This window comes from Bacillus sp. FSL K6-2841, assembly GCF_037976435.1.
Classification (GTDB): Bacteria; Bacillota; Bacilli; order Bacillales; family Bacillaceae; genus Bacillus; species Bacillus pumilus.
Genome location: NZ_CP150266.1, coordinates 2,650,607 through 2,672,960 on the forward strand (window position 1 = coordinate 2,650,607; position 22,354 = coordinate 2,672,960).

The following is a 22,354-nucleotide window of genomic DNA, read 5'->3' on the forward strand; positions in this document are numbered from 1 at the left end:
TGGTGTGAAAAACGTATCAAGTGTATTTTGGATTGTGATTGCGATCACATTTGTTGCCGTTATGTGGGGAGCTTTTTCTCCAGATACATTACAAAATGTCACAGATCAGATTCAAACTTACATTACAAACGACTTTGGCTGGTATTATTTGATAGTGATTTCACTACTTGTCGGCTTTTGTCTATTCTTTATTTTTAGTCCAATCGGAAAAATTACGTTAGGAAAACCAGGTGAAGAGCCTGAATTTGGCCTTTTTTCTTGGTTTGCGATGCTATTTAGTGCCGGTATGGGAATTGGTCTTGTCTTTTATGGGGCCGCTGAACCAATCAGTCACTATGCAATTCAATCACCAACAGGTGAGACTGAAACGGCACAAGCCTTCCGCGATTCCCTTCGTTATACATTTTTCCACTGGGGACTTCATGCATGGGCCATTTATGCGATTGTCGCATTATGCATCGCATACTTTAAATTTAGAAAAGATGCGCCTGGATTAATTAGTTCCACCTTATACCCAGTATTCGGAAACAGAATTCATGGATGGATTGGAAAAACGATCGATTGTATCGCAGTGTTTGCAACAGTAGTTGGCGTAGCAACAAGTTTAGGGCTAGGTGCCGCACAAATTAATGGTGGATTAACCTATCTATTCGGCATTCCAAATAACTTTTTGACTCAGCTCATTATTATTGCGATCGTGACTGTTCTGTTCTTGATCTCTGCTTGGAGCGGAATTGGTAAAGGTATTAAATATTTAAGTAATGCTAATATGATATTTGCTGCTATACTCATGATCTTTTTACTCTTTGCTGGACCAACTGTTTTTATTTTAAATTCATTTACAGATTCGATCGGACAATACTTATCGAATATTGTACAAATGAGCTTTAGATTATCACCAAATGATCCAGAAAAGAGAGAATGGATTAATGGTTGGACGATCTTTTATTGGGCATGGTGGATCTCTTGGTCTCCATTCGTCGGTATTTTCATTGCTAGAGTTTCGCGCGGAAGAACCATTCGAGAATTTTTAATTGGTGTCTTAGTGGCTCCTTCAATCCTCGTGTTCCTATGGTTCTCTATCTTCGGAGTATCAGCTATGGATTTACAACAAAAAAATATTATAGATGTAGCTGGTATGCCGACTGAAACGATGCTGTTTGGTGTTTTAAATCAATACCCGCTTGCCATGATTACGTCAATTTTGGCACTTATTTTAATTGCTGTATTCTTTATCACATCAGCAGATTCAGCCACATTTGTTCTGGGAATGCAGACAACCTATGGCTCATTAAATCCTGCGAATAGTGTAAAGATCAGCTGGGGCATTATCCAATCAGCTGTTGCGGCAGTGCTATTATTTTCAGGCGGCCTTCAAGCCTTGCAAAATACAGCAAAACTCGCCGCCTTGCCGTTCTCCATTGTCATTATATTGATGGTTGTGTCACTGTACAAATCATTAAATGCTGAACGAAGAGCAATCAAACAAGCTAACAAAGTCAATAAACCAAGAAGTCCAAGAGTAAAAAAAGCATAAACGTGTATGAAAAAAGCCGTTCCTCATGTGAACGGCTTTTTTCTATACAAACAATTTAAGATTGTCATGCTCTTCCACAGTCCTTTAAAATAATAGGATAAAATGATTCACAACATGGAGGTTTATATGACGCTGCCTACATTCAAGTACAACCCAGATCCAGTTTCGTTAAACGTAATCAAAAAAGAGCCTACGACATGTCCTGTTTGCGAGAAAGAAAGAGAATATGTGTATCATGGTCCATTTTATTCTGTTGAAGATGTGAAAGGAATTTGCCCTTGGTGCATTAAAGATGGTTCAGCCGCTAAGAAATACGATGGCATGTTTCAAGACGATGCAAGCTGTGACGACGTTGAGCAAGAGGAATATATAGATGAACTGATCTATAGAACACCAGGTTATCGCGGCTGGCAGCAGGAATATTGGTTAAGCCATTGCGGAGATTTTTGCGCGATCGTCCAGTATGTCGGATGGAAAGAGATAGAACATTTAGAGGAAGAACTCACAGAAGATATTGAAGACATTTGCAGCGGCGGAGGATTAACGAAAGAGAACCTAAAACAATGGCTCGTCAACGGCGGAGATCTGCAAGGCTACCTCTTTCAATGTGTTCACTGCAACAAGCATCGTTTATATATTGACGCTAGTTAAACAAAGTAAAAGAACCCTTCAAACAGGTACTTTTTTGTGGCCATCTATTTTTTATATAAAATGAGGGCAGAAAAACAGTAGAGCTGTTCTCCTCCTTGCTCACAGATCACCGCTACATTGTACTTGATGTCAATGATTTGATCGTCATCCATTCCTTTTAAAAAAAGATTGATTTCACTCTGCAAATCTTTTTCGTGCTCTTCATCAAATACAGCTACCTTTAGCACATATGCCACTCTCCCTTCTCTCGCTACTCTATTTTTATGCACATTAGGGCGGGCATATGAACAAAAAAAGCCTTTCATCTGTGAGATGAAAGGACTTCTGTTTACAGCTTCGGTTTTGTTTCTCCTGTCCAAGCAAGCATTCCACCAACGACATTGGTCGCTTGATAGCCTTGGTCTTCTAGGAAATAGCAGACATTTTCACTACGTTTACCAGAGCGGCAAATAATATAATACTCCTGCGTTTGATCGAATGCATCCAGTTTCTCGGGGATATCTCCCATTCGAATATGGACCGCTTCTGGAATCATTCCTTCTGCTACTTCCTCGTCCTCACGCACATCAACAAGCTGAATCGCTTCTTCTTGCTCTAGCTTTTGTTTTAATTCTTCTATTGAGATTTCTTTTACTGACACGGCGCTCATCTCTCCTTTTAATCACGGTGACACCATTATAGCAAATGAACCGCATCACTGTGTATTCACCCGCTTCGATTGAAGGAAAGACGGCAGGCGTTTCTTCACTTCGGCAGTCTGCTGCTCACTTTCAAACTCTACTTTTTTGAATACTTGATAGGCCAGCCACATATGGCCATAGGCGAGTATACTCACACTAAAGAACGGCACAATTCCCGGCAAATAAGCAAAGAGAACAAACAGCAGAGCCGAGAAAACGAGCATACAGAGTGTATATTGCAAATATGAGATACCGAGCAAAAGAGAGAATTTCAGATAGAGACGTTTTTTCCAATCATAATGAGCCAGCAGCGGAAAAATATAAAACAAGCTCACAACAAAGAGAAAACCAAAGATATAAATGGCAAAACGAAGCACATGCAAAAACCAGCTCGTTGGATAAATAAACGCAAGGTCTACATATATAATCGTTCCTATGATCAGTAGCGCCACTCCAATCAAGTTAGAGCGTACAAACTCCTCACGGTACACCTTCCAAAAAGTCCGGAAAACGCTCACTTGCTCATGCCCTTGTATCCACTTTCTCATCACCGAAAATAACGCAGTGGTCGCAGGCATCAATCCAAAGATCCCAAGCCCCAGCATGGTGAACAGCAGCCATAGCAAATTCGTATAGGCGAGTCTCATCACCCACTCACACATTCGCAGCATTCTGCTCATTGAACCATCATGATCCATCTCTTTCCCCTCCTCTCTTTCTTATGACACCGTCTCTTTATGAAGCAACTCTTCTATGTCAATTGGACGCTTCTCTGCAACAGACCGCCACATGCCTTCCCCAAGTGCAATTGAATAAGCACCAGCCTCTGCTCCTGCCGAAATATCATAGTGAATTAAAGGATCTTTCCCGATAAATAAATCGGCCAAAAGCAGAGGATCTCCGCCGCCATGTCCTCCTGGCTGCTTCACGACTTCAATTGTCTCTTTTGCCCCAAACATCGGATAATAAGAAATCGTCTGTTCTGGGAATTGAAAAGGAATTCTGGATGGCACATGAAACTCATTTGTTTCAATACGCCCCTTCGTCCCATTAATAGCAAGCCGGTATCCTTCGTAGGGTGCTGAGAATTGAATCGAGTAACTGAAGAGGGCCCCTTGGTCATATGCCACTGATGCCACATATGTATCCTCAATGTTAATTTCCTCATCAAAAATACAGGCGTCTGGGCGGTAATTGGCGTATTGCTGCGTTTGACTCTGACCCGATTCGATATGATCGTCCTCGACCTTTGAGCTTACTACTCTTGGATTCCATCTTGCTTCATAATGACATGTATCCTTCACATGACATGTTCCGCAATACCTGTTTTCTTCTCCCTGCAAAGGATTCCAAGGACTTTTATCTCCGTAATAATTCAGCGCCCCATAGGCAAATACTTGCTTCGGCTTTTGATTGATCCACCAATTGACCAAATCAAAATGATGCGTCGATTTATGAATGGATAGTCCGCCAGAGAATTGCCGCGTGCGGTTCCATCTTTTGAAATAACTAGCGCCATGATACGTATCAATGAGCCAGCTCAATTCAACAGATGTGACCCTCCCAATCTTTCCTTCTAAAATGAGTTCTTTGATCTTTCGGTGAAATGGATTGTAGCGATAATTGAAAGTGACTGTGACCTTTCCTTTACTTTCCTTTTCTTTTTCCATTACTTTTTTGGCGTCTTTTGCTGTTGTAACCATCGGCTTTTCAGTGATGACATCGAGGTCATGGTCAAGTGCTTGCAAAATATAGGTGACATGTGTGTCATCCCTGCCTGCCACAATGACGATATCTGGCTTTGCTTCCTTCACCATTTGATCAAATGCCTCTTCATGAAAAAACGAGACGCCCCGCAGCGATGGAAAACGCTCCTGACAAAGTGTATACCGATGATGATCTATATCTAAAAGCCCTGTAATCCTGTATTGCTCATTGAAATCCTCTGTGAGCGGTTTAATAAACATATTGAACGCACGCTGACTGAGTCCGCAAATTACGACCCGTTTCACAGTCCCCACCCCTATTTCTATCGATTTTCACGAAGCTGTTTCATGAGAGACAGCGCCTCTTTGGACTTGTCTGCATACACGGGAATAAAAGCGACCATATCTCGATGTAAACGAAAGGTATAGCCATTTAGCTTTTTCGTGCCTTTATGAACTTGAACCGCATAATCGACCGTGTTCCCTGTCCTTTGATCCTCGGTCGTATATGGCCCTGCCGCTTGACCATCTATACCCATCTCTTCAAGCAATTGAAAGCTTTCAGGATCATCATACGTTCGAAACATTTCTTCCGGGACAAGCATGATGTCCCCCTCTTTTGCGGTAATTTCAACAAGAAGTTTTTCAGGAATCGCCGGAAAGATGTGGACGCTATACGTTTCTTGTTCCGTTTGAAAAGCCTTCTCGACTAATTGATCCTTCATCCCCTTTGACATATCAGAAAAAATCAGAACATCGATACCGTTTGTTTTCCCATGACAGGCTGACAAACAAAAGGCAGCGATGAAGCTGATCAACCATGCCGCAGCCCTTTTTTGCCTCTTCATGCCTTTTGAAAAACAGGCAGCTTCTCTAGCTCAGTTAACGCCATAATAAAAGCGCCTGCCCCGTGCAAGTCATTTGTGCTTCTTTCTCTACCGACGTAGTAATCATAAAATCCAGCGGATGTTCCGATACATATATCATTGATGGTAAAATCACCGTTTTCTGTCACAACCGTCTTATGCTGAATTAAGCCTTGGTAAGCTTTCACCACATGATCTGTGTAGCGGGGGCTGACATACCCTTCGTTCATGGCTTTTGCCATGGCGTACATGAATAAACACGATCCAGAGCTTTCAAGCCAATTGTCGCTATGAGTCCCTTTATCAATGATTTGATGCCAGAGACCTGTGTCTTGATCCTGGTACCTAGCTACACTCTCCAGCATGTCTGTCAGCGTTTCCTTCCACACCTTTCGCCCCTCATGCTGCTTTGGCAGATCCTCGATCATGTCTGCTAATGCAAGGACATACCAGCCGAATGATCTTGCCCAAAACTCGGGAGAACAGCCTGTCTTTTGATCAGCCCATGGCATCACTTTTCGTTCGTCCCACGCGTGATAATACAAACCTGTTTTTTCATCTTTTGTATGCTTTCTCATGAGATGCTCTTGCTGGATCACCATATCCACCAGTTCCTCTTCACCTTTCAGCTTTGCATACTTTAAAGCAAAAGGTCCTCCCATGTAGAGACCATCCAGCCACATTTGATAAGCATAATTGTCTTTATGCCAAAATCCGCCCTCAGATGTGCGATTCAATGTGCGATAAAGCCCGCGGAGCTTCTCTGCTGCCAGCACATACCGCTTCTCTCCTGTTCGTTCATAAAGAGGGAATAAAATGAGCCCTGCTTGGATCGCATCAAGCTCATCTCTTCGAAATAGCAGGTTTCCATACTCATCAATGAGCGAATCTGCGTAGCTTTTCACATAATTGAAATACGTCTCGTTCCCTGTTGACTCATATAACTTCATCACACCGCAAAGAAAAACGCCTTGATGATAATGCCATCTTCCAGCTGGAGGCAGCTCAATCGGTGTATGCGCTTTCATAATTGTTTGTGCTAATTTCTCTGCATGCTCAAGTGGTGATCCCTTTTTAGTCGATAATGTCATTTTTCTTCATCTCCTTTTTAGTAAATACCTTCTTCCCCAAATTTCTTCGCTAAACGGTTCGCCAGCATGACCAAAATGAGTCCAACCGCTGCTTTAAATAAACCAACAGCTGTACTATAGCTGAATTGCCCTTGCTTAAGACCAGCTGTATAAACATACGTATCAAAGATTTCTGCTACTTCCCGGTTCGTTGCATTGAGTAATAAATAGACATGCTCAAAGCCAAGCTCTAATGTGTCACCTATTTTCAAAATAAGCAGAACGACAATCACACTTTTAATGGCAGGAAGCGTGATGTGCCACATTTGTCTCAGTCTGCCGGCTCCATCCATTTTCGCTGCTTCATATAGCTGCGGATCTACCGCTGTAATCGCCGCTAGGTAAATGATCGTCGACCACCCTGCTTCCCGCCAGATCACTTGTAAAATGTACATCGGCCTGAACCATTCCTGACTAAGAAGGAAGTTAATCTTTTCCCCTCCAAAGAAAGCAATTAATTCATTGATTAACCCGCCATCTACTGTTAACAAAACAAAGGATAAGGACACGACAATCACCCATGACATGAAGTGAGGAATGTATATCATCGTCTGCACAAATTTCTTAAACAATGCCAATCTGACCTCGTTTAAAAGCAGGGCCAATAAGATCGGAATTGGAAAGAAAATCACAACATTCATGGCAAATAAAATCAGTGTATTTTTTAATAAGATGAAAAATGTTGGTTCTGTAAACAAACGAATAAAGTGTTTGAAGCCAACCCACTCACTGCCGAGAATACCGAGAAACGGCTGGTAATCTTGAAAGGCAATGATCAGCCCCCACATCGGCACATATTTAAAGACAAGAAAATAAATGAGCCCTGGCAAAATCATGAGATACAAAAACTTTTGACTAAGCATTTGATCAAGTAAGCGCTTTCTTCTTTCTTTTTTCAAAGCTGCCGCAGGCACACCCTTGGCAGTGACATCCTCTGTTTTCATAGATAAAGCCTCCCCTCATGCTGATGCATGTGTTAACTGTATCTTAAGGATGAAAAATCCGTCTACAATCATATCATCAGATCATATTTACTTAGGGGAAGCTACTCAAAACGTTACATAAAACATGAGAAAATGATCCTAATCTCAGAAAATGATTATTGACAAACCTACCAAATTTTTGGATTAATAAATAAAGAGGAAAAGATTGTTCCGTTTGAAATGGGGGGTTTTATGAAAAGAAGGCAATATAAATTTTATTACAAGCTCGTCACGTTTTTTTTCATGCTTAGTACGATTCCTGTCATCATTGTCGGTATTTTTTCTTATCAGCATTCACAAAAAACAGCACTCGAAAATATCTCAAATGAAAAGCTGGACAGCGTTAAACAAACGCAATCCAATATTGAGCATATTTTAAAGACTGTTGATCATTCTCTCACTCACTATGTCAGTTCGCCGCCTCTCCTTCAAACACTGGCAGAACCTTTAAATCCAGACCAATTCCAGCTTTATAATCAAGTACAGCAGGAACTCAACTACCTGCAAACCTTTGACACCGATCTGTCCAATATTACACTCGTCAGTAAAATGGAAGACTGGTACATGAACAATTCGGGGCTTTATCATGTCACAAGCGGAGACCAAGAGGAAGCGCTCACCTCTTACCTCAATATTCCGAGTCATTCCAGCTGGGCACTTGAAGAGAATAATCCACTTGTTGCGACAAAAGAAGGAAAGGCCTCCTTTTGCAAATACAATGTGAACTTAATCAAACAACTCCCTATGAACAGTGTCCAGAAAAAAGGGATCGCTGTCGCCAGCATTCCGAGCTGTACGATTGCTGACAATATGCCGGACTTCTCTCAATCTGACAGTATGTTTGTCATTGATACTAACGGAAAAGTGCTGTTACATAACCGCCAAGAACAAATTGGTGAATCCCTGAAAAATCAAGAGTTCGTCAAGCATGTCCTATCACGTGAAGAACGATCAGGTCAATTTAACATGAAGATCGAGGAACTAAACTATCAAATTACGTTTCAAAAATCAGACTATAACGAATGGACGTACCTATCCTTTGTTTCTATTCCAGAACTTAAGGCACAAACGAAATCAATTGGGTGGATCACCTTTATTATCTGCTTTGTTTTGTTAGCGCTTTCATTGTTATTTTCATGGTTTGGGTCCAGACACTTTTATAAACCAATCCGCTTGTTATACGAGTCCTTTGCACGCAATGAATCCTTTTTGCAAAAGCAGCCTTTTCAAAATGAATTTGAGTTGATTGAGTCGAGTATTAAACAAATGAAGGATCAAAACAATGATTTAGAGGAACGTATTGAGCAACAAGTCACGCACCTTCAGCAATACTTTATGGTGCGGCTATTGCTCGGAAAGCTGACAGAAGAAGAGATTAACAACCGGTTCCAAAGTTTAGGATTCCCTCAGGACTGGTCTCACTTATCCATGCTTGTGACCCAAATTGATACGCTAAAAGGAACACCTTATGAAAAAAAGGATGCTGACTTACTTTTATTTGCGATCAATGGACTCATTGAGCAGATTATTCCGCAAGAGGAGCATCTGCAGCCAACAGTTGTCAATCAGCATCAAACGACGATTATCCTAAATCACTCAAAGTCAGATGAAGAGTTTACTGAATATTTAAACCAATTAGCAGAAACGATTCAGCTGCGTATCGAGGAAGAGCTCGGTTTATCGATCAGCATCGGGATCAGCCGCCAGTTTCAGGAGCTTACGATGGCAAAACAGGCTTACATTGAAGGAAAAGAGGCCTTAAAATACAGGCTCAAAGCAGAGAAAAAGTCCATTATCTTATATGAACATATCCAGCAAGGAAAAACGTTTAAAACCCATTTTCCAAAGCAGCTGCAGCATGATTTATTTGATGCGATGAAAGCAGGTGATCAAGGGAAGGCAGATCACTATTTACATGTGCTCCTGCAATCCATTTTCTCTAAAAATGCAGGACCGCACGAGTACCATATCGCCCTCGCCCGTTTTTTAAACAATTTGATTGAGCTGATGCATTTGCTTGGCATTGAATTATTTGAGGTCGAAGACAATAAAATGCTGTATGATACGATTTTTGAATTTAAAACATTTGAAGATACCGAAGCATGGCTAAAACATGAGATCATTCGGCCGATTATTGACCAGCTAGGTGCACGCGAGGAATCACAATACAAAAACATCTCAGAAAAGATCATTCATATCATTCATCAAGAATTCGACTCAGATCTCACATTGGATGAAATCGCTACACGCCTGCATTACAACCCAAATTATTTAAGCAGTATCTTTAGAAAGGAAATGGATATTTCCTTTAGTGAATATCTCTCATCCTACAGACACCATGTCGCCAAAAACTGGCTCGTGGAGACCGATATGTCCGTCAAAGAAATTTCGGAAAAGCTGAAATATAAAAACCCGCAAAACTTCATCCGTTCCTTCAAAAAACTAGAAGGCACGACCCCCGGCAAATACCGCGACCAGAAAAAAGGCATATAAGACAAAAAGTCCCGCTCTCATAGGAAGCGGGACTTTTTTATTTAAATTGTTCATTTAAAATGCTGTCTTCCAGCACTGAAAGCGGCTCTCCGTACACGCGTTCAATATGAGCTGCTCCCCAGTCACATAGCGCATTCAGAATTCTTTCGAGCGACTGACCGTATTCACTTAATTCATATTCCACTTTAGGCGGTACTTGCTCATACACGATTCGGTTAATCACCCCATCACTTTCAAGCTCTCTCAGCTGTTGTGTAAGCATTTTTTGTGTGATGTTTGGCATGAGCCGCTTCAATTCACTTGTACGTTTTTTCCCATGTGTTAAATGACATAAAATCACGCACTTCCACTTCCCGCCAATGACCTCAAGAGTCGCTTCCACGGAGATATTATATTTTTTCTTTTCCATTAAATCCTCACTCCTCTTTATACGAATAGGCACTTTTTAGTACCTATATTACAAAAAAGTACGTACTTTTTTTTTCGTCATCTATGTTAGATAATAACTCTTGCCGATCGGCTTCGTCTATCAAAATGTCATCACAGAAGGATGTGAACTGATTCATGAAGAAAAAACAAAACCACTTTGCCCTTCTCGCACTAGCTATTAGTGCTTTTGCTATAGGAACCACTGAGTTTATTAGTGTCGGTCTTTTGCCGATGATTTCAGAGGACTTTGGAGTGAGCGTCAGTCAGGCTGGCTGGACCGTCTCTTTATATGCACTTGGGGTGACATTCGGCGCGCCTATTTTGACTTCTTTGACTTCAACGATGAAAAGGAAAACATTGCTTTTGCTCATTATGCTCGTCTTTTTGATTGGAAATACACTTGCCACGATGGCTCCGACCTTTTCAGTCCTATTAATCGGACGGGTCATTTCAGCCCTATCCCATGGAATCTTTATGTCCATCGGTTCTACAATTGCTGCAAGCCTTGTAGTGAAAGAAAAACGGGCAAGCGCGATTGCCTTTATGTTCACTGGTTTAACAGTAGCGACTGTGACAGGTGTGCCATTTGGGACATTTCTTGGTCATGAGCTCGGCTGGCGGACATCATTTGGTGTGATTGTGATCATTGGTCTAATCGCACTAATATCTAACTATTTTCTTGTTCCATCTCAATTAAAGCAAGGCGTGAAAACATCATTTAAGGATCAAGCTGTTTTATTAAAAACAAAAAGAATCTTGCTTCTATTTGTCATTACAGCAACAGGATACGGAGGAACCTTTGTCGTCTTTACGTATTTATCTCCTCTTTTACAGCATGTGACAGGCCTTGCGCCAGGGGCGGTGGCATTGATCCTGCTTTTATACGGAATCACGATCGCAGCTGGAAATGTCATTGGCGGAAAGGCTGCTAATGAGCAGCCAATGAAAGCACTCATTTACATGTTTATCATCCAAAGCATCATTTTGTTTATCCTTAGCTGGACTGCTGGATTTACAGTGCTAGGCATTGCAACTGTCATGCTGATGGGACTTTTTGCTTTCATGAATGTCCCTGGATTGCAAGTAGCTGTCGTTGACTTTGCAGAAAGATACACACCAGGAGCAGTCGACGTCGCTTCCGCTATGAATATTGCTGCCTTTAATGCTGGTATCGCCATCGGCTCATTTTTAGGCGGCATCGTGACAGATACCCTTGGGCTTGTGCATACAGGCTGGGTCGGCGGTATCATGGTCCTTATCGCAGCCATTCTCACGATGATTAGTTTTCGAATGGAACAACAAGAACAAAATCAAACCATCTAAGGAGTGTTCAATATGAATCATTTACAATGTACAAAAACATTAAACAATGGAGTCCACATGCCCGGATTTGGTCTTGGGGTATTCAAGGTTGAAGATGGCGCAGAATTAATAGACGCCGTCAAAACAGCCATTCAAATAGGCTATCGCAGTATTGATACAGCGGCTATTTATGGCAATGAGGAAGGGGTTGGACGAGGCATACAACTTGGTCTTGCAGAAACAGGACTGCGCCGCGAAGACCTCTTTGTGACATCAAAAGTGTGGAATGCCGATTTAGGATATGAATCCACTCTAAAAGCATATGAGGAAAGTTTGAAAAAACTTCAGCTTGACTACCTTGATCTATATTTAATCCATTGGCCGGTTGAGGGCAAATATAAAGACGCTTGGCGTGCGCTGGAAACCTTGTATCGAGAAGGAAAGGTTAGAGCCATTGGTGTGAGCAACTTCCAGCCGCATCATCTAGACGAACTATTAAAAGATGCAGACATCATACCAGCTATCAATCAAGTGGAGTTTCACCCAAAGCTTACGCAGGAAACTCTCTATACGTATTTGAACTCTCGCGGCATTCAAATGGAATCTTGGTCACCGCTCATGCAGGGTGAACTGCTGCATCATCCGGTGATCAAAGAACTCTCGGACACATACGGCAAAACACCTGCTCAAATTATTTTGCGCTGGGATGTGCAAAAAGGCGTTATCACCATCCCAAAATCAACGAAAGCGCATCGTTTAAAAGAAAATGCAGACATATTTGATTTTGCCTTATCAGATGAGGATATGAAACGCCTGTCTGATTTAAATGAAAACAAACGTATCGGACCAGACCCAGACAACTTTGACTTTTAATGAAAACACCCCCGCTTTTTAACTGTGCGGGGGTGTTTATGTTGATTATTTTGATTTTTTAAAGGAAGCTTCATATTCTTCAATGATTTTATTGCCACCATTTGATTTCCACTTCTCTACATCTTTCTTAAATTGATCTTCACTGATGTCTCCAAGAATGAACTTATAGGTCGCATCATCGATGATTTTTTTCAATTCATTTCCTCGTTCTGAGGCTGTTTCTGAATACAGGCTTTCAGCAGGGTTGGCGACGATGATCTTTTGATTGTCTTCTTCCAGCTCTTCATATTTTGTACGAACCGCATCCCCTTTATTTTTCAAGTACCGTTTATCAATGCCTACTAGACTGACAAGCGGCTGTACATCTGTCTGCCAGCTTTTCACTTGGCTTTCTTCCCTCACAAATGTATTTCCTTCCTCTTTCTTATAATGCTCACCATCTATACCGTACGTCATGAGACCATAGACATCTTCTTCCGCAATGCGATCAAAGAAGGCCAAAATTCGCTTTAATTCTGCCTCTGATTTCACGCTTGTTTTAGGGAATGCGAAGATGCCATTATGACCACCTGATGCCCACACCCGTTCTTTGCCATCTGGGCCTTTGATTCGGTTTAAAATATCGACTTTCATGTTTTTATCTGTCGCATCATCTCTCAAGTTCACAGCATCAACCATATTTCCAACATAGATCCCTGCTTTTCCTTGTGAGAATAATTCCTGCTGCTGTGTTTTGCTTGTTACAGGGAAGTCTTTGTTGATATAGCCATTATCACGCAGTTTCTTCATATATTTCATCGTATTCATATACTCATCTGTCATAAATTCTGGCGTGAATTTGCCGTTTTCTTCTTTCCAGTCTGTTGGCATTCCCTCATATGAACCAAGTGTTTTAAATGCTCCATAAATCAAATCGTTCCGATCCGTAAAGCCAATTGTATCCGCTTTTCCGTTTTGATTCGGATCTTTTTCAGTAAAGGCTTTCGCTACCTTATAAAGATCATCCAACGTTTTTGGTGTATCCAAATTTAAATTTTCAAGCCAATCCTTTCGAATGACAATTCCTTGTCTTGAAAGTGGTCTCTCTCTATAAATGCCATAAAGCTTACCGTCTATAGAGGCGTTTTTATTAATCAGTTTGTTCATCTTACTTAAATTTGGATAATCCTTTAAGTACGGACCGACTTCCCAGAACATACCTGATCTGAATGCATTAATAGCAGACGAATTCTTAATGTCTTGAATCGTCACAATCTGCGGCAGATTCCCTGCAGCAAGGGCAGAATTTAACCGGTCTTCCTTCACAGCATCAGGCACCCACGTAATATCAAGTTCTGTATTTGTGAGCTTCTCAATCTCCTTTAAAACCGAATCTTTCGGCGGCTGCTGGTGATACAAAATGGCCATCCATGTCAGTTTCACTTTTTTGTCTAAATCAACTTTTTCATCCGATGAACTTCCTTTGCTTGAACATGCGGATAAAATACCGCTTGCTGCAAATAACAGAACAAACGCAATCAGCCATACTTTCTTTCTCCCCATAAGATCCCTCCGTTGTTCCTTCTTTTTAACCTTTTACAGAACCTAGTAATGCCCCTTTGTTGAAATGCTTTTGAATAAATGGATAAACAAGCAGAACGGGAATGGTGGCTACCACAATGACAGCCATTTTAATCGTTTGGTCTGGCGGTGGTGTGGATGATCCCATCTCCGACATATCTCCTTGCATTCCGCTCGAAACAATGACAATCTGCCTTAGAAGCACCTGAATCGGCCATTTCACTGAATCATTTAAATACAGGATGGCGGTCATGTACGTATTCCAATACGTCACGGCATAAAAAAGTGAAATGGTCGCAATGGCAGGCAAAGAAAGTGGCAGCACAATTTTAAAGAAAATCCCTAAATCGTTACAGCCATCCATCTTCGCTGATTCCTCAAGGCTTGCCGGAATGTTTTGAAAGAAGTTTTTCAAAATAATCAAATTGAACGCATTGATCGCAACCGGTAGAATTAGTGACCAATAGGTATCAAGCAGACCAAGAGTTTTCACCACAATAAACGTCGGAATCATCCCACCGCTAAACAGCATCGTGAAGACAACGAGAAACATCAATGTTCTCCGGCCTTTTAGCTCCTGACGAGACAGCCCATATGCCATGAGTGAAGACAAAAACATGCTGACAACTGTTCCAACGAGTGTCACAAGAATGGACACAATAAGGCTGCGGTACACAATATCCGTTGAGAAAATATACCGATAGGCCTCTAAAGAAAACGTGGTCGGGAACAAGATAAATTTCTTCGTGATGACCTCTTCTACTGTAGCAAAAGAGGCAGCAATGACATGGATGAACGGAAGCACACATATTAATGCGAACATGAGTAGAAAAGAGTAATTAAATAAGTTGAACAATCGGTCTTTAATAGAACGATCTATGTTCATCACACCCTTCCTTTGAAAGCGTTATCATTTTATCTAAAAATGAGCTGCAGCCTGTGACGATATCGTGATTAAAATGTAACAAACGGGGGAAGAAAGCGTCTATAATCATCTTGACAGACCAACTGGATCGATCCTGTCAGTCGTGCTTTTATGCTCATGAAACAAAAGAATAAGATCATCAGCTAATGACATGATTATGCCCTATGCCTGATCATTTTCTTCAAGGATTTCCGTCGTATTCACATCGGGTATGTAGCCTAACTCCTGCTTCGTGTTTTCCATAGACCAAGGCTTTTCTTCGTTTTCTGATACGGCATAATATGTGCCAAAGGGAACGGCCGTTTCAATCGCTGCCTTTATCATCCCTGCTAGATCTTCATGTGAAAGAAGTGTTCGTTTTGTTCGATCTTTCTCGTGTAATGCCTCCATCTCATCCGTCACAACCGTTCCAATCCGTAAATTGATAACAGACATTCCCGTTTGATCATGGAACAAACGACCTAGCTGTTCAGAAGCAAATTTTAAAATGCCATAGACATTTTGAGTCGCAGGTACATCGTCTGTTGTAATATGTCTTCCTAGTAAGGAGCGTCCATCTTTTTCATAACGATCGGTCACGTGATTGCTGCTTGCAAAAATGACTTTTCGAATGCCGAGTCTTGCAGCTGATCGAAACATAGAATAAGAGCTCCTCCAAAAAATATCACTCATTTTTTCAAACTCCTCACGATTCATCACATCATACGTCATCTCCATGTTTAAAAGGTGTATGATAACATCTGTATCTCGCGGAATTGCCTTATATAATTCCTGTTCATTCGTTGCATCTGCCAAAATGACTCCTTTTTCACAGCCCGTTTGATCAATGATGATGATCTCGTACTCAGAAGAGAGCTCTTTTGTTAAAATACGGCCGATCACACCACACCCGCCAATGATCGTGATCTTTTTCATCGGTCTCCTCCTTTCTAATGACGTAGTATGTCCCAGCCTTTATAGATTACAGCCATTTTTTTAAGAATCGAGTGGCCTCGTGACGCATAGCGGCTGTTTCAAAATGACCTGCATGAAGACCAACAAGCTGATAACGTTCTTTTAATGAAGCCGCTTGATATGCTTGACTCAATCCCTTTTGAATACGTGCTACGCCTTCAGCGGGGGTGAGTGGATCAAGTTTTCCAACTAAGCTTAAATGCGGCCTTGGAAAAATCATTTCCTGAATATCAGCTGCCGTAAAGTGCTTTGCTAAGCTTGGTACATAGTAATAAAAGCCATGCCTGTCTAAATTGTTCGTTTCAATTAATGTGTGGTGATCGACCTGTGCGCAAAGATCAATACACACACTGACCCTCTCATCAAGCGCAGCCGTCCACCAGGAAAGAAGCCCGCCCATGGACATTCCAAAAACAGCTAACCGGTCCGGCAGCACATCAGGTCGAGATAGTACATAATCAATGGCACACATGCTTTCATACAGCATCATGCCCCACATCACTTTCCCTGTTAAAAGCATTTCCTTAAAAATTTCACTTTCGGTTCTTCCTCTTCTCTCACCAAATCCTGCATGATCAATAGCCAGGACACTATAGCCTTTTGAGGTGAACTCTTTCGCATATGAAGGCTCTTGCAAATAATGAGCACCCTTGATGAGCTCTTCCTTCCCATCGACGTAGTTCCCGCCATGAGAGTGCTGAAACAGCACAACGGGTCTTTTTTTCACTGTATCCTTCGGCTTCACAAAATAAGCGGGCACTTCCTCCACACCATGGATTGAAAGAATGAGTGTTTCGACTACATACGATTCACGATCCTCAATCTTTAACGTATATGCCTCGACGCGATGGCGTTCTGGCATTTCTCCTAATAGACTGAGCAGTTGTTCTCGTTTGTTTCCCTTTTCCATTGACATCACTCCTCCTTTTGTTGATCATCTGTTAACATACGAGATCGATAGTCCAATCACCTTGTTTTCGACAAAATTATGTCCCGGGAAATAAAGAACACCCACCGGTTCATACCGATGGGTGTCATCATTAATTCGCAACAATATTGACAAGCTTCCCAGGAACCGCAATCACTTTGCGAATGGTTTTCCCTTCAAGCTGTTCTTTTACACGTGCATCATTTTTCGCAAGCTCTTCTAACTGTTCTTTTGTTGCATCAGCAGGGACAGTTAATTTTGCTTTCACTTTTCCATTCAACTGTACGACAATTTCTACTTCATCGTCGACAAGCTTTGACTCGTCATATTGCGGCCATGCTTCATAAGAAATAGACCCTTCATGACCAAGCTTATTCCAAAGCTCTTCCGCTACATGCGGAGCAATTGGAGAAAGAAGTTTCACAAAGCCTTCTGCATATTCTTTCGGCAGTGTATCAGCCTTGTAGGCATCATTGATAAACACCATTAATTGTGAAATCCCTGTATTGAAGCGCAGACCTTCATAATGGTCTGTTACCTTCATCACGGTTTCATGATAGCTGCGTTCTAATGCGCCTCCAGTTTGCTCTGTTATTTTATCACTGATTGTGCCATCTTCGTTTGTGAATAGACGCCATACACGATCAAGGAAGCGGCGAGCACCATCAAGTCCTGTTTCAGACCAAGCGATTGATGCATCTAAAGGTCCCATGAACATTTCATAAAGGCGCAATGTATCCGCACCATGAGATTCTACGATATCATCTGGATTGACAACATTTCCTTTTGATTTACTCATTTTTTCATTATTTTCCCCAAGAATCATTCCTTGGTTGAACAATTTCATGAAAGGTTCTTTTGTCGGAACAACGCCGATATCATACAAGAACTTATGCCAGAAGCGCGCATATAGAAGATGAAGTACAGCATGTTCTGCTCCGCCAATATATACATCAACAGGGAGCCATTTCTTCAGCTTTTCAGGAGATGCAAGCTCTTCTGAGTTATGCGGGTCAATATAACGTAAGAAATACCAGCAGCTGCCTGCCCATTGCGGCATTGTATTGGTTTCACGGCGTCCTTTTTTACCTGTAACAGGATCGACAACCTCAACCCAATCTTTGATATTGGCTAAAGGTGATTCACCTGTACCACTTGGCTTAATCTCAGTCGTCTTAGGCAAAATCAATGGAAGCTCTTCCTCAGAAACAGCTGAAGACGTTCCGTCCTCCCAATGAATAATTGGAATTGGCTCACCCCAATAACGCTGGCGGCTAAATAGCCAGTCTCTTAAACGATAAGTGACTTTCTTTTCGCCTTTTTGATGTTCTTCCAGCCATGCAATGGCTTTTTCAATCGCTTCTTCTTTTCCTAATCCATCGAGGAAATCAGAGTTAATGTGTTTTCCATCACCTGTGTAAGCTTCTTTTTCAATGTCTCCGCCTTCGACAACTTCCTTGATTGGAAGATCAAATGTTTTGGCGAATTCATAGTCACGCTCATCATGGGCAGGTACCGCCATAATCGCGCCTGTTCCATAAGTAGCCAGCACGTAATCTGCAATCCAGATCGGCATCTTTTCACCATTTAATGGATTGATGGCATAAGCGCCTGTGAAAGTACCCGTCTTCGTTTTTGCAAGATCCGTCCGCTCTAAGTCGCTCTTAGATTGAATTTCTTTCATATATGCTTCGACTGCTTCTTTTTGAGCAGCTGTTGTAATTTTTTCAACAAGTGCATGTTCTGGTGCAAGTACCGCATAGGTCGCACCAAACAATGTATCAGGACGCGTTGTGAATACAGTAAACTGTTCATCATGTCCTTCTACTTCGAAATGAACATGTGCACCTTCTGAACGTCCGATCCAGTTACGCTGCATGTCCTTAATGCTTTCAGGCCAATCAATATCTTCTAAATCTTCTAACAGCCTGTCCGCATATGCCGTAATCTTTAGCATCCATTGCTTCATTGGACGTCTTTCAACTGGATGCCCTCCGCGTTCACTTTTTCCATCAATGACTTCTTCATTTGCAAGGACTGTGCCAAGCGCCGGACACCAGTTCACTGGTACTTCATCGATATACGCCAATCCCTTTTCGTACAACTTCAAGAAAATCCATTGTGTCCATTTATAATAATTCGGATCAGTCGTGTTGATTTCTCGATCCCAATCATACGAGAACCCTAGTGATTGAATTTGGCGGCGGAAGTTATTGATGTTCTCTTCTGTAAAGACCGCGGGATCATTCCCTGTATCTAGTGCATACTGTTCTGCTGGAAGACCAAATGCGTCCCATCCCATTGGATGAAGAACATCATATCCCTGCATACGTTTCATGCGTGATAAAATATCCGTTGCTGTGTAGCCCTCAGGGTGCCCGACATGAAGTCCTGCTCCTGATGGGTATGGAAACATATCAAGTGCATAGAACTTTGGTTTATCTTCCGAGTCAGATGTGGCGAATGTTTTATGTGTCAGCCAATAATCCTGCCACTTCTTTTCAATTTCCCGATGCTGAAAACTCAATGTGAAAACCTCCTTTAATATGTACGGCTGTATCTGCTCAGATGACCACTGCAAGAATTCAGATTTTTCTAAAATCAACAAAAAACCCTCATCCCTGGAAAGGGACGAGAGATTTTTTGGTTCCCGCGGTACCACCCTTGTTAGCGTAACTTTCTGTTTGTACGCTCACTTAATATCTTTAACGCAGACATGCGACAGAAGCTTTAACGCAACTGCAACTCTGAGGCGAGTTCAGAAGCAGATTTGATTGACTTTCACCAGCCGTCAATTCTCTAAAGACAAATACTGCTTTCCTACTACTCCTCTTCACTGTTCTTATCGTAACCGTCATCTAAGTAGTATTTTATAGAATTATGATCATAAGTGCAAGCAGGTTTGTATACAATGGGAATGTACCCTAGATCAGGGTAAAGTAGAGGAAATTATTCGTGTGGAGATCGGTTATGACGGTTGGAGTCTGCATTCTGTGAATGCTGTTCTCTTACAAAATCAAAGCTTCGCAGAACTGCTTCTCCTCCGTAACCTGAAATAATTGATAAGATGACCAAGTGCAGACTAGAATCGGGATTTGAGGATAAGACAAGCAGTGTAGCGGCAATCATCCCAACGAGCCAATCTTCAATAAACCCTAAATAAATAAACTTTTTTGTCATTCTGGGCTTCTCTAGCCTGCCTTTTTTCTTTACGTGACCGAGAATGCCCATGACCCCTCCAATGGCGCAAGCAATAATGACTTGTTGCAGCATTTTCATCACCTTCCTAAAGCCCTTAGAATAGTAAAGCGACTTCAGGCTGTCCAGCCCCCTGTAATGCCATTCTGCTGTTCCGTCATAATCCATGTAAAAGGTCTATTCTCTCTAACGAAGAAAAAAAGCTTGTTTCTTCCATTATATGTGAATGACCCAAAACAATCTTGATGCATTGGAATCATTTTTGCCTAATCCATATTAACTATTTTTGTCATTTTATGAATTATGAGCAATTGATTCCTTCTTTTTCTAAAGAAAAGTCTCCTTACTTACTATATTCTAATGGAGGACAAACTATGATGACAAATTTAACAAAGCCATTGCAATCGTTGAAACAGAACATATGTTATGTTACGTTAGTAAGGAGTATCTTTGGTTGAAAAGACAACCATTTGATATGTCTCATAGCAGCAACAAAGGAGGGTAATATGGTCAGCTCGAACATCTTCGGCTTACAAAAACAGCTTGAACTTATAAAAAAAGCGCTAGATCATGCGCGGATCGGTGTTATCATTACAGACCCTTCTTTAGAAGATAACCCTATCGTTTATGTGAATCATGGTTTTACACACATGACTGGATACAAACCAGATGAGATTCTCGGGCGTAATTGTCGATTCCTTCAAGGGAAAGACACAGATCAAGAACAGATCGATTTAATACGTCATGGAATACAGAATAAAACACCTATTACCACACAGCTAAAAAATTATAAAAAAGACGGTACTTTTTTTTGGAATGAACTCAATATAGATCCACTATACATTGAACAAGATGATAAAACTTTTTTCATTGGCTTTCAAAAAGATATTACGAAACAGAAAGAATATGAACAGCTCCTAGAAGATTCCTTACAGGAAGTCACCTCTCTTTCGACGCCAATCGTCCCAATCAAAAATGGTGTATCTGCTCTGCCTCTCATTGGAAAACTATCTGAAGAACGCTTTGATGCCATTGTTGCGAAGTTAACTTGTATATTAGATGATTCAAAGGATGATTATTTAATTGTTGACCTTTCTGGTTTAATCGATGTTGATGATTCCGTTGCAGCACGTATTTTCAAGCTGCACCATCTTCTCAATTTAACTGGAACCGAACTGATCATCACAGGGATCAAACCGCAGCTTGCCATGAAAATGAAAGACTTGGATACAGATTTCCAGGATACAATCACTTATTTGACGGTTAAGGAAGCTATCAAAGGATTACCATTAGCTGAAAACCCTGTGTAAAACAGGGCTTTTTTAGTTAAAACACCCCCTAAAAATGGAAATATGAGGTATAATTGGTGTAATGAAAGATATAGGGGGGCTTCTAGATGATGATGTTACTCATCATAGGTCTTTTATGTGTTTGTTTTGCCATCGGATATGCCGTCAATTTCTTATTACTCAAACACCAAAACGCGCAGATCTTTTCAAAGAAACTATTTTATCCTTTCTTAATCTTAGGTCTCATCTTTTCCATTATGTCATTACCGTTTGCTGCCACAGATGCACCGAAAGCACAAGCAGATCCATCTTCAGAACAGCTGTTAAAGGATCAAAAGCAGCTCACATCTGACATAACGCGCTTAAAAGCTGATAAAGAGGAACTTACCGCTTCTTTAGAGGACGTAACAAAGGATAAAGAAGAGCTAGCGAAAAAGCTAGAAACCATCACCTCAGAAAAAGAAACAGTCAAAAAGCAAGAAAAGACTATTCAAGCGCTTGAAGAGAAAATAGACAAGCTTGCCTCAAGCAACGAAACGCTCAAAAAAGAGAACAAGAAAAGTAGCAGCGATACAGAGTCTTCTACCGTTCAGCGCTCCGCTCCTAAAGATGAAGGAAAAAGTACAGGCGGTCATGAATCACAGAAGGAAACAAAAAAAGAATCCGCAGCCTGTAACATCAAAGGTAGTGTCAACGGTATTTATCACACACCGAGCAGCAGATACTACTCTAGAACCAAAAATGTAACCAAAATGTTTTGCTCCGTAGAAGAAGCAGAGCGTGCAGGGTACCGGGCACCTAAGCAATAGCCATGTGTCACGAAAAAAAGAACCTCCTGTCAGCCCCATAG

Annotated in this window: 21 protein-coding genes and 1 other annotated feature; of the genes, 7 read left to right on the plus strand and 14 right to left on the minus strand. The window is 41.4% G+C overall.

Annotated features, from left to right (window positions below; genetic code table 11):
• The first annotated feature begins 4 nt into the window (after positions 1-4).
• Positions 5-1,537, plus strand: coding sequence for a BCCT family transporter (locus MHH68_RS13465; protein ID WP_169056719.1), 1,533 nt, complete (start codon positions 5-7; stop codon positions 1,535-1,537).
• 126 nt (positions 1,538-1,663) lie between these two features.
• Positions 1,664-2,188: a CbrC family protein gene (locus MHH68_RS13470; protein ID WP_058015023.1), complete on the plus strand. Its 525-nt coding sequence runs from the start codon at positions 1,664-1,666 to the stop codon at positions 2,186-2,188.
• Positions 2,189-2,232: 44 nt separating this feature from the next.
• Here the strand turns inward: MHH68_RS13470 and MHH68_RS13475 are convergent, their stop codons facing one another.
• From MHH68_RS13475 to MHH68_RS13505, 7 genes are all read right to left on the minus strand, one after another.
• A complete protein-coding gene (locus MHH68_RS13475) occupies positions 2,233-2,415 on the minus strand; it encodes a sporulation protein Cse60 (protein ID WP_003217582.1) in 183 nt (60 codons plus the stop codon).
• A gap of 101 nt (positions 2,416-2,516) precedes the next feature.
• A complete protein-coding gene (locus tag MHH68_RS13480) occupies positions 2,517-2,828 on the minus strand; it encodes a rhodanese-like domain-containing protein (RefSeq protein ID WP_003217560.1) in 312 nt (103 codons plus the stop codon).
• Between the two features lie 54 nt (positions 2,829-2,882).
• On the minus strand, positions 2,883-3,566 hold the full coding sequence (locus MHH68_RS13485) for a YesL family protein (RefSeq protein ID WP_169056717.1): 684 nt from the start codon (positions 3,564-3,566) through the stop codon (positions 2,883-2,885).
• Between the two features lie 21 nt (positions 3,567-3,587).
• Positions 3,588-4,880 carry a Gfo/Idh/MocA family oxidoreductase gene (locus MHH68_RS13490; protein WP_339163532.1) on the minus strand — a complete coding sequence of 431 codons (1,293 nt, stop codon included), beginning with the start codon at positions 4,878-4,880 and terminating at the stop codon, positions 3,588-3,590.
• Positions 4,881-4,897: 17 nt separating this feature from the next.
• A complete protein-coding gene (locus MHH68_RS13495; protein ID WP_339163535.1) occupies positions 4,898-5,422 on the minus strand; it encodes a lipoprotein YteS in 525 nt (174 codons plus the stop codon).
• Positions 5,419-6,531: a glycoside hydrolase family 105 protein gene (locus tag MHH68_RS13500; protein WP_339163537.1), complete on the minus strand. Its 1,113-nt coding sequence runs from the start codon at positions 6,529-6,531 to the stop codon at positions 5,419-5,421. The genes MHH68_RS13495 and MHH68_RS13500 overlap by 4 nt, the downstream gene beginning before the upstream one ends.
• Positions 6,532-6,548: 17 nt before the next feature.
• Positions 6,549-7,514 carry a sugar ABC transporter permease gene (locus MHH68_RS13505; protein ID WP_339163538.1) on the minus strand — a complete coding sequence of 322 codons (966 nt, stop codon included), beginning with the start codon at positions 7,512-7,514 and terminating at the stop codon, positions 6,549-6,551.
• A gap of 231 nt (positions 7,515-7,745) precedes the next feature.
• Between MHH68_RS13505 and MHH68_RS13510 the strand changes: the two genes are divergently transcribed.
• Positions 7,746-10,046, plus strand: coding sequence for a helix-turn-helix domain-containing protein (locus tag MHH68_RS13510; RefSeq protein WP_268466421.1), 2,301 nt, complete (start codon positions 7,746-7,748; stop codon positions 10,044-10,046).
• A gap of 37 nt (positions 10,047-10,083) precedes the next feature.
• On the opposite strand, the gene MHH68_RS13515 is transcribed toward MHH68_RS13510, so the two are convergent.
• Complete coding sequence (locus tag MHH68_RS13515) at positions 10,084-10,455, minus strand: winged helix-turn-helix transcriptional regulator (RefSeq protein ID WP_003217763.1); 372 nt, start codon at positions 10,453-10,455, stop codon at positions 10,084-10,086.
• Between the two features lie 155 nt (positions 10,456-10,610).
• On the opposite strand from MHH68_RS13515, the gene MHH68_RS13520 reads away from it, so the two are divergent.
• Entirely contained in the window at positions 10,611-11,798 is a 1,188-nt protein-coding gene (locus MHH68_RS13520) for an MFS transporter (protein WP_339163541.1), read from the plus strand.
• A 12-nt stretch (positions 11,799-11,810) separates the two neighbouring features.
• Positions 11,811-12,650: an aldo/keto reductase gene (locus MHH68_RS13525; protein ID WP_339163544.1), complete on the plus strand. Its 840-nt coding sequence runs from the start codon at positions 11,811-11,813 to the stop codon at positions 12,648-12,650.
• A gap of 45 nt (positions 12,651-12,695) precedes the next feature.
• Here the strand turns inward: MHH68_RS13525 and MHH68_RS13530 are convergent, their stop codons facing one another.
• The 6 genes from MHH68_RS13530 to MHH68_RS13555 form a co-directional block, all read right to left on the minus strand.
• Complete coding sequence (locus MHH68_RS13530; protein WP_339163546.1) at positions 12,696-14,192, minus strand: extracellular solute-binding protein; 1,497 nt, start codon at positions 14,190-14,192, stop codon at positions 12,696-12,698.
• A 25-nt stretch (positions 14,193-14,217) separates the two neighbouring features.
• Positions 14,218-15,078 (minus strand): carbohydrate ABC transporter permease, encoded by an 861-nt coding sequence (locus MHH68_RS13535; RefSeq protein WP_339165800.1) that lies wholly within the window; start codon positions 15,076-15,078, stop codon positions 14,218-14,220.
• A 219-nt stretch (positions 15,079-15,297) separates the two neighbouring features.
• A complete protein-coding gene (locus MHH68_RS13540) occupies positions 15,298-16,050 on the minus strand; it encodes an NAD(P)-dependent oxidoreductase (RefSeq protein ID WP_339163548.1) in 753 nt (250 codons plus the stop codon).
• Positions 16,051-16,096: 46 nt separating this feature from the next.
• Positions 16,097-16,999 (minus strand): dienelactone hydrolase family protein, encoded by a 903-nt coding sequence (locus tag MHH68_RS13545; RefSeq protein ID WP_339163550.1) that lies wholly within the window; start codon positions 16,997-16,999, stop codon positions 16,097-16,099.
• 130 nt (positions 17,000-17,129) lie between these two features.
• Complete coding sequence (gene leuS / locus MHH68_RS13550; protein ID WP_339163552.1) at positions 17,130-19,544, minus strand: leucine--tRNA ligase; 2,415 nt, start codon at positions 19,542-19,544, stop codon at positions 17,130-17,132.
• Positions 19,545-19,641: 97 nt separating this feature from the next.
• Positions 19,642-19,863: a binding site (T-box leader), on the minus strand.
• A gap of 103 nt (positions 19,864-19,966) precedes the next feature.
• Positions 19,967-20,296 carry a DUF4257 domain-containing protein gene (locus MHH68_RS13555; protein WP_223250657.1) on the minus strand — a complete coding sequence of 110 codons (330 nt, stop codon included), beginning with the start codon at positions 20,294-20,296 and terminating at the stop codon, positions 19,967-19,969.
• Between the two features lie 425 nt (positions 20,297-20,721).
• On the opposite strand from MHH68_RS13555, the gene MHH68_RS13560 reads away from it, so the two are divergent.
• A complete protein-coding gene (locus MHH68_RS13560; RefSeq protein WP_058015010.1) occupies positions 20,722-21,525 on the plus strand; it encodes an STAS domain-containing protein in 804 nt (267 codons plus the stop codon).
• An 86-nt stretch (positions 21,526-21,611) separates the two neighbouring features.
• Positions 21,612-22,313, plus strand: coding sequence for a hypothetical protein (locus MHH68_RS13565; RefSeq protein WP_339163556.1), 702 nt, complete (start codon positions 21,612-21,614; stop codon positions 22,311-22,313).
• The last annotated feature ends 41 nt before the right edge of the window (positions 22,314-22,354 follow it).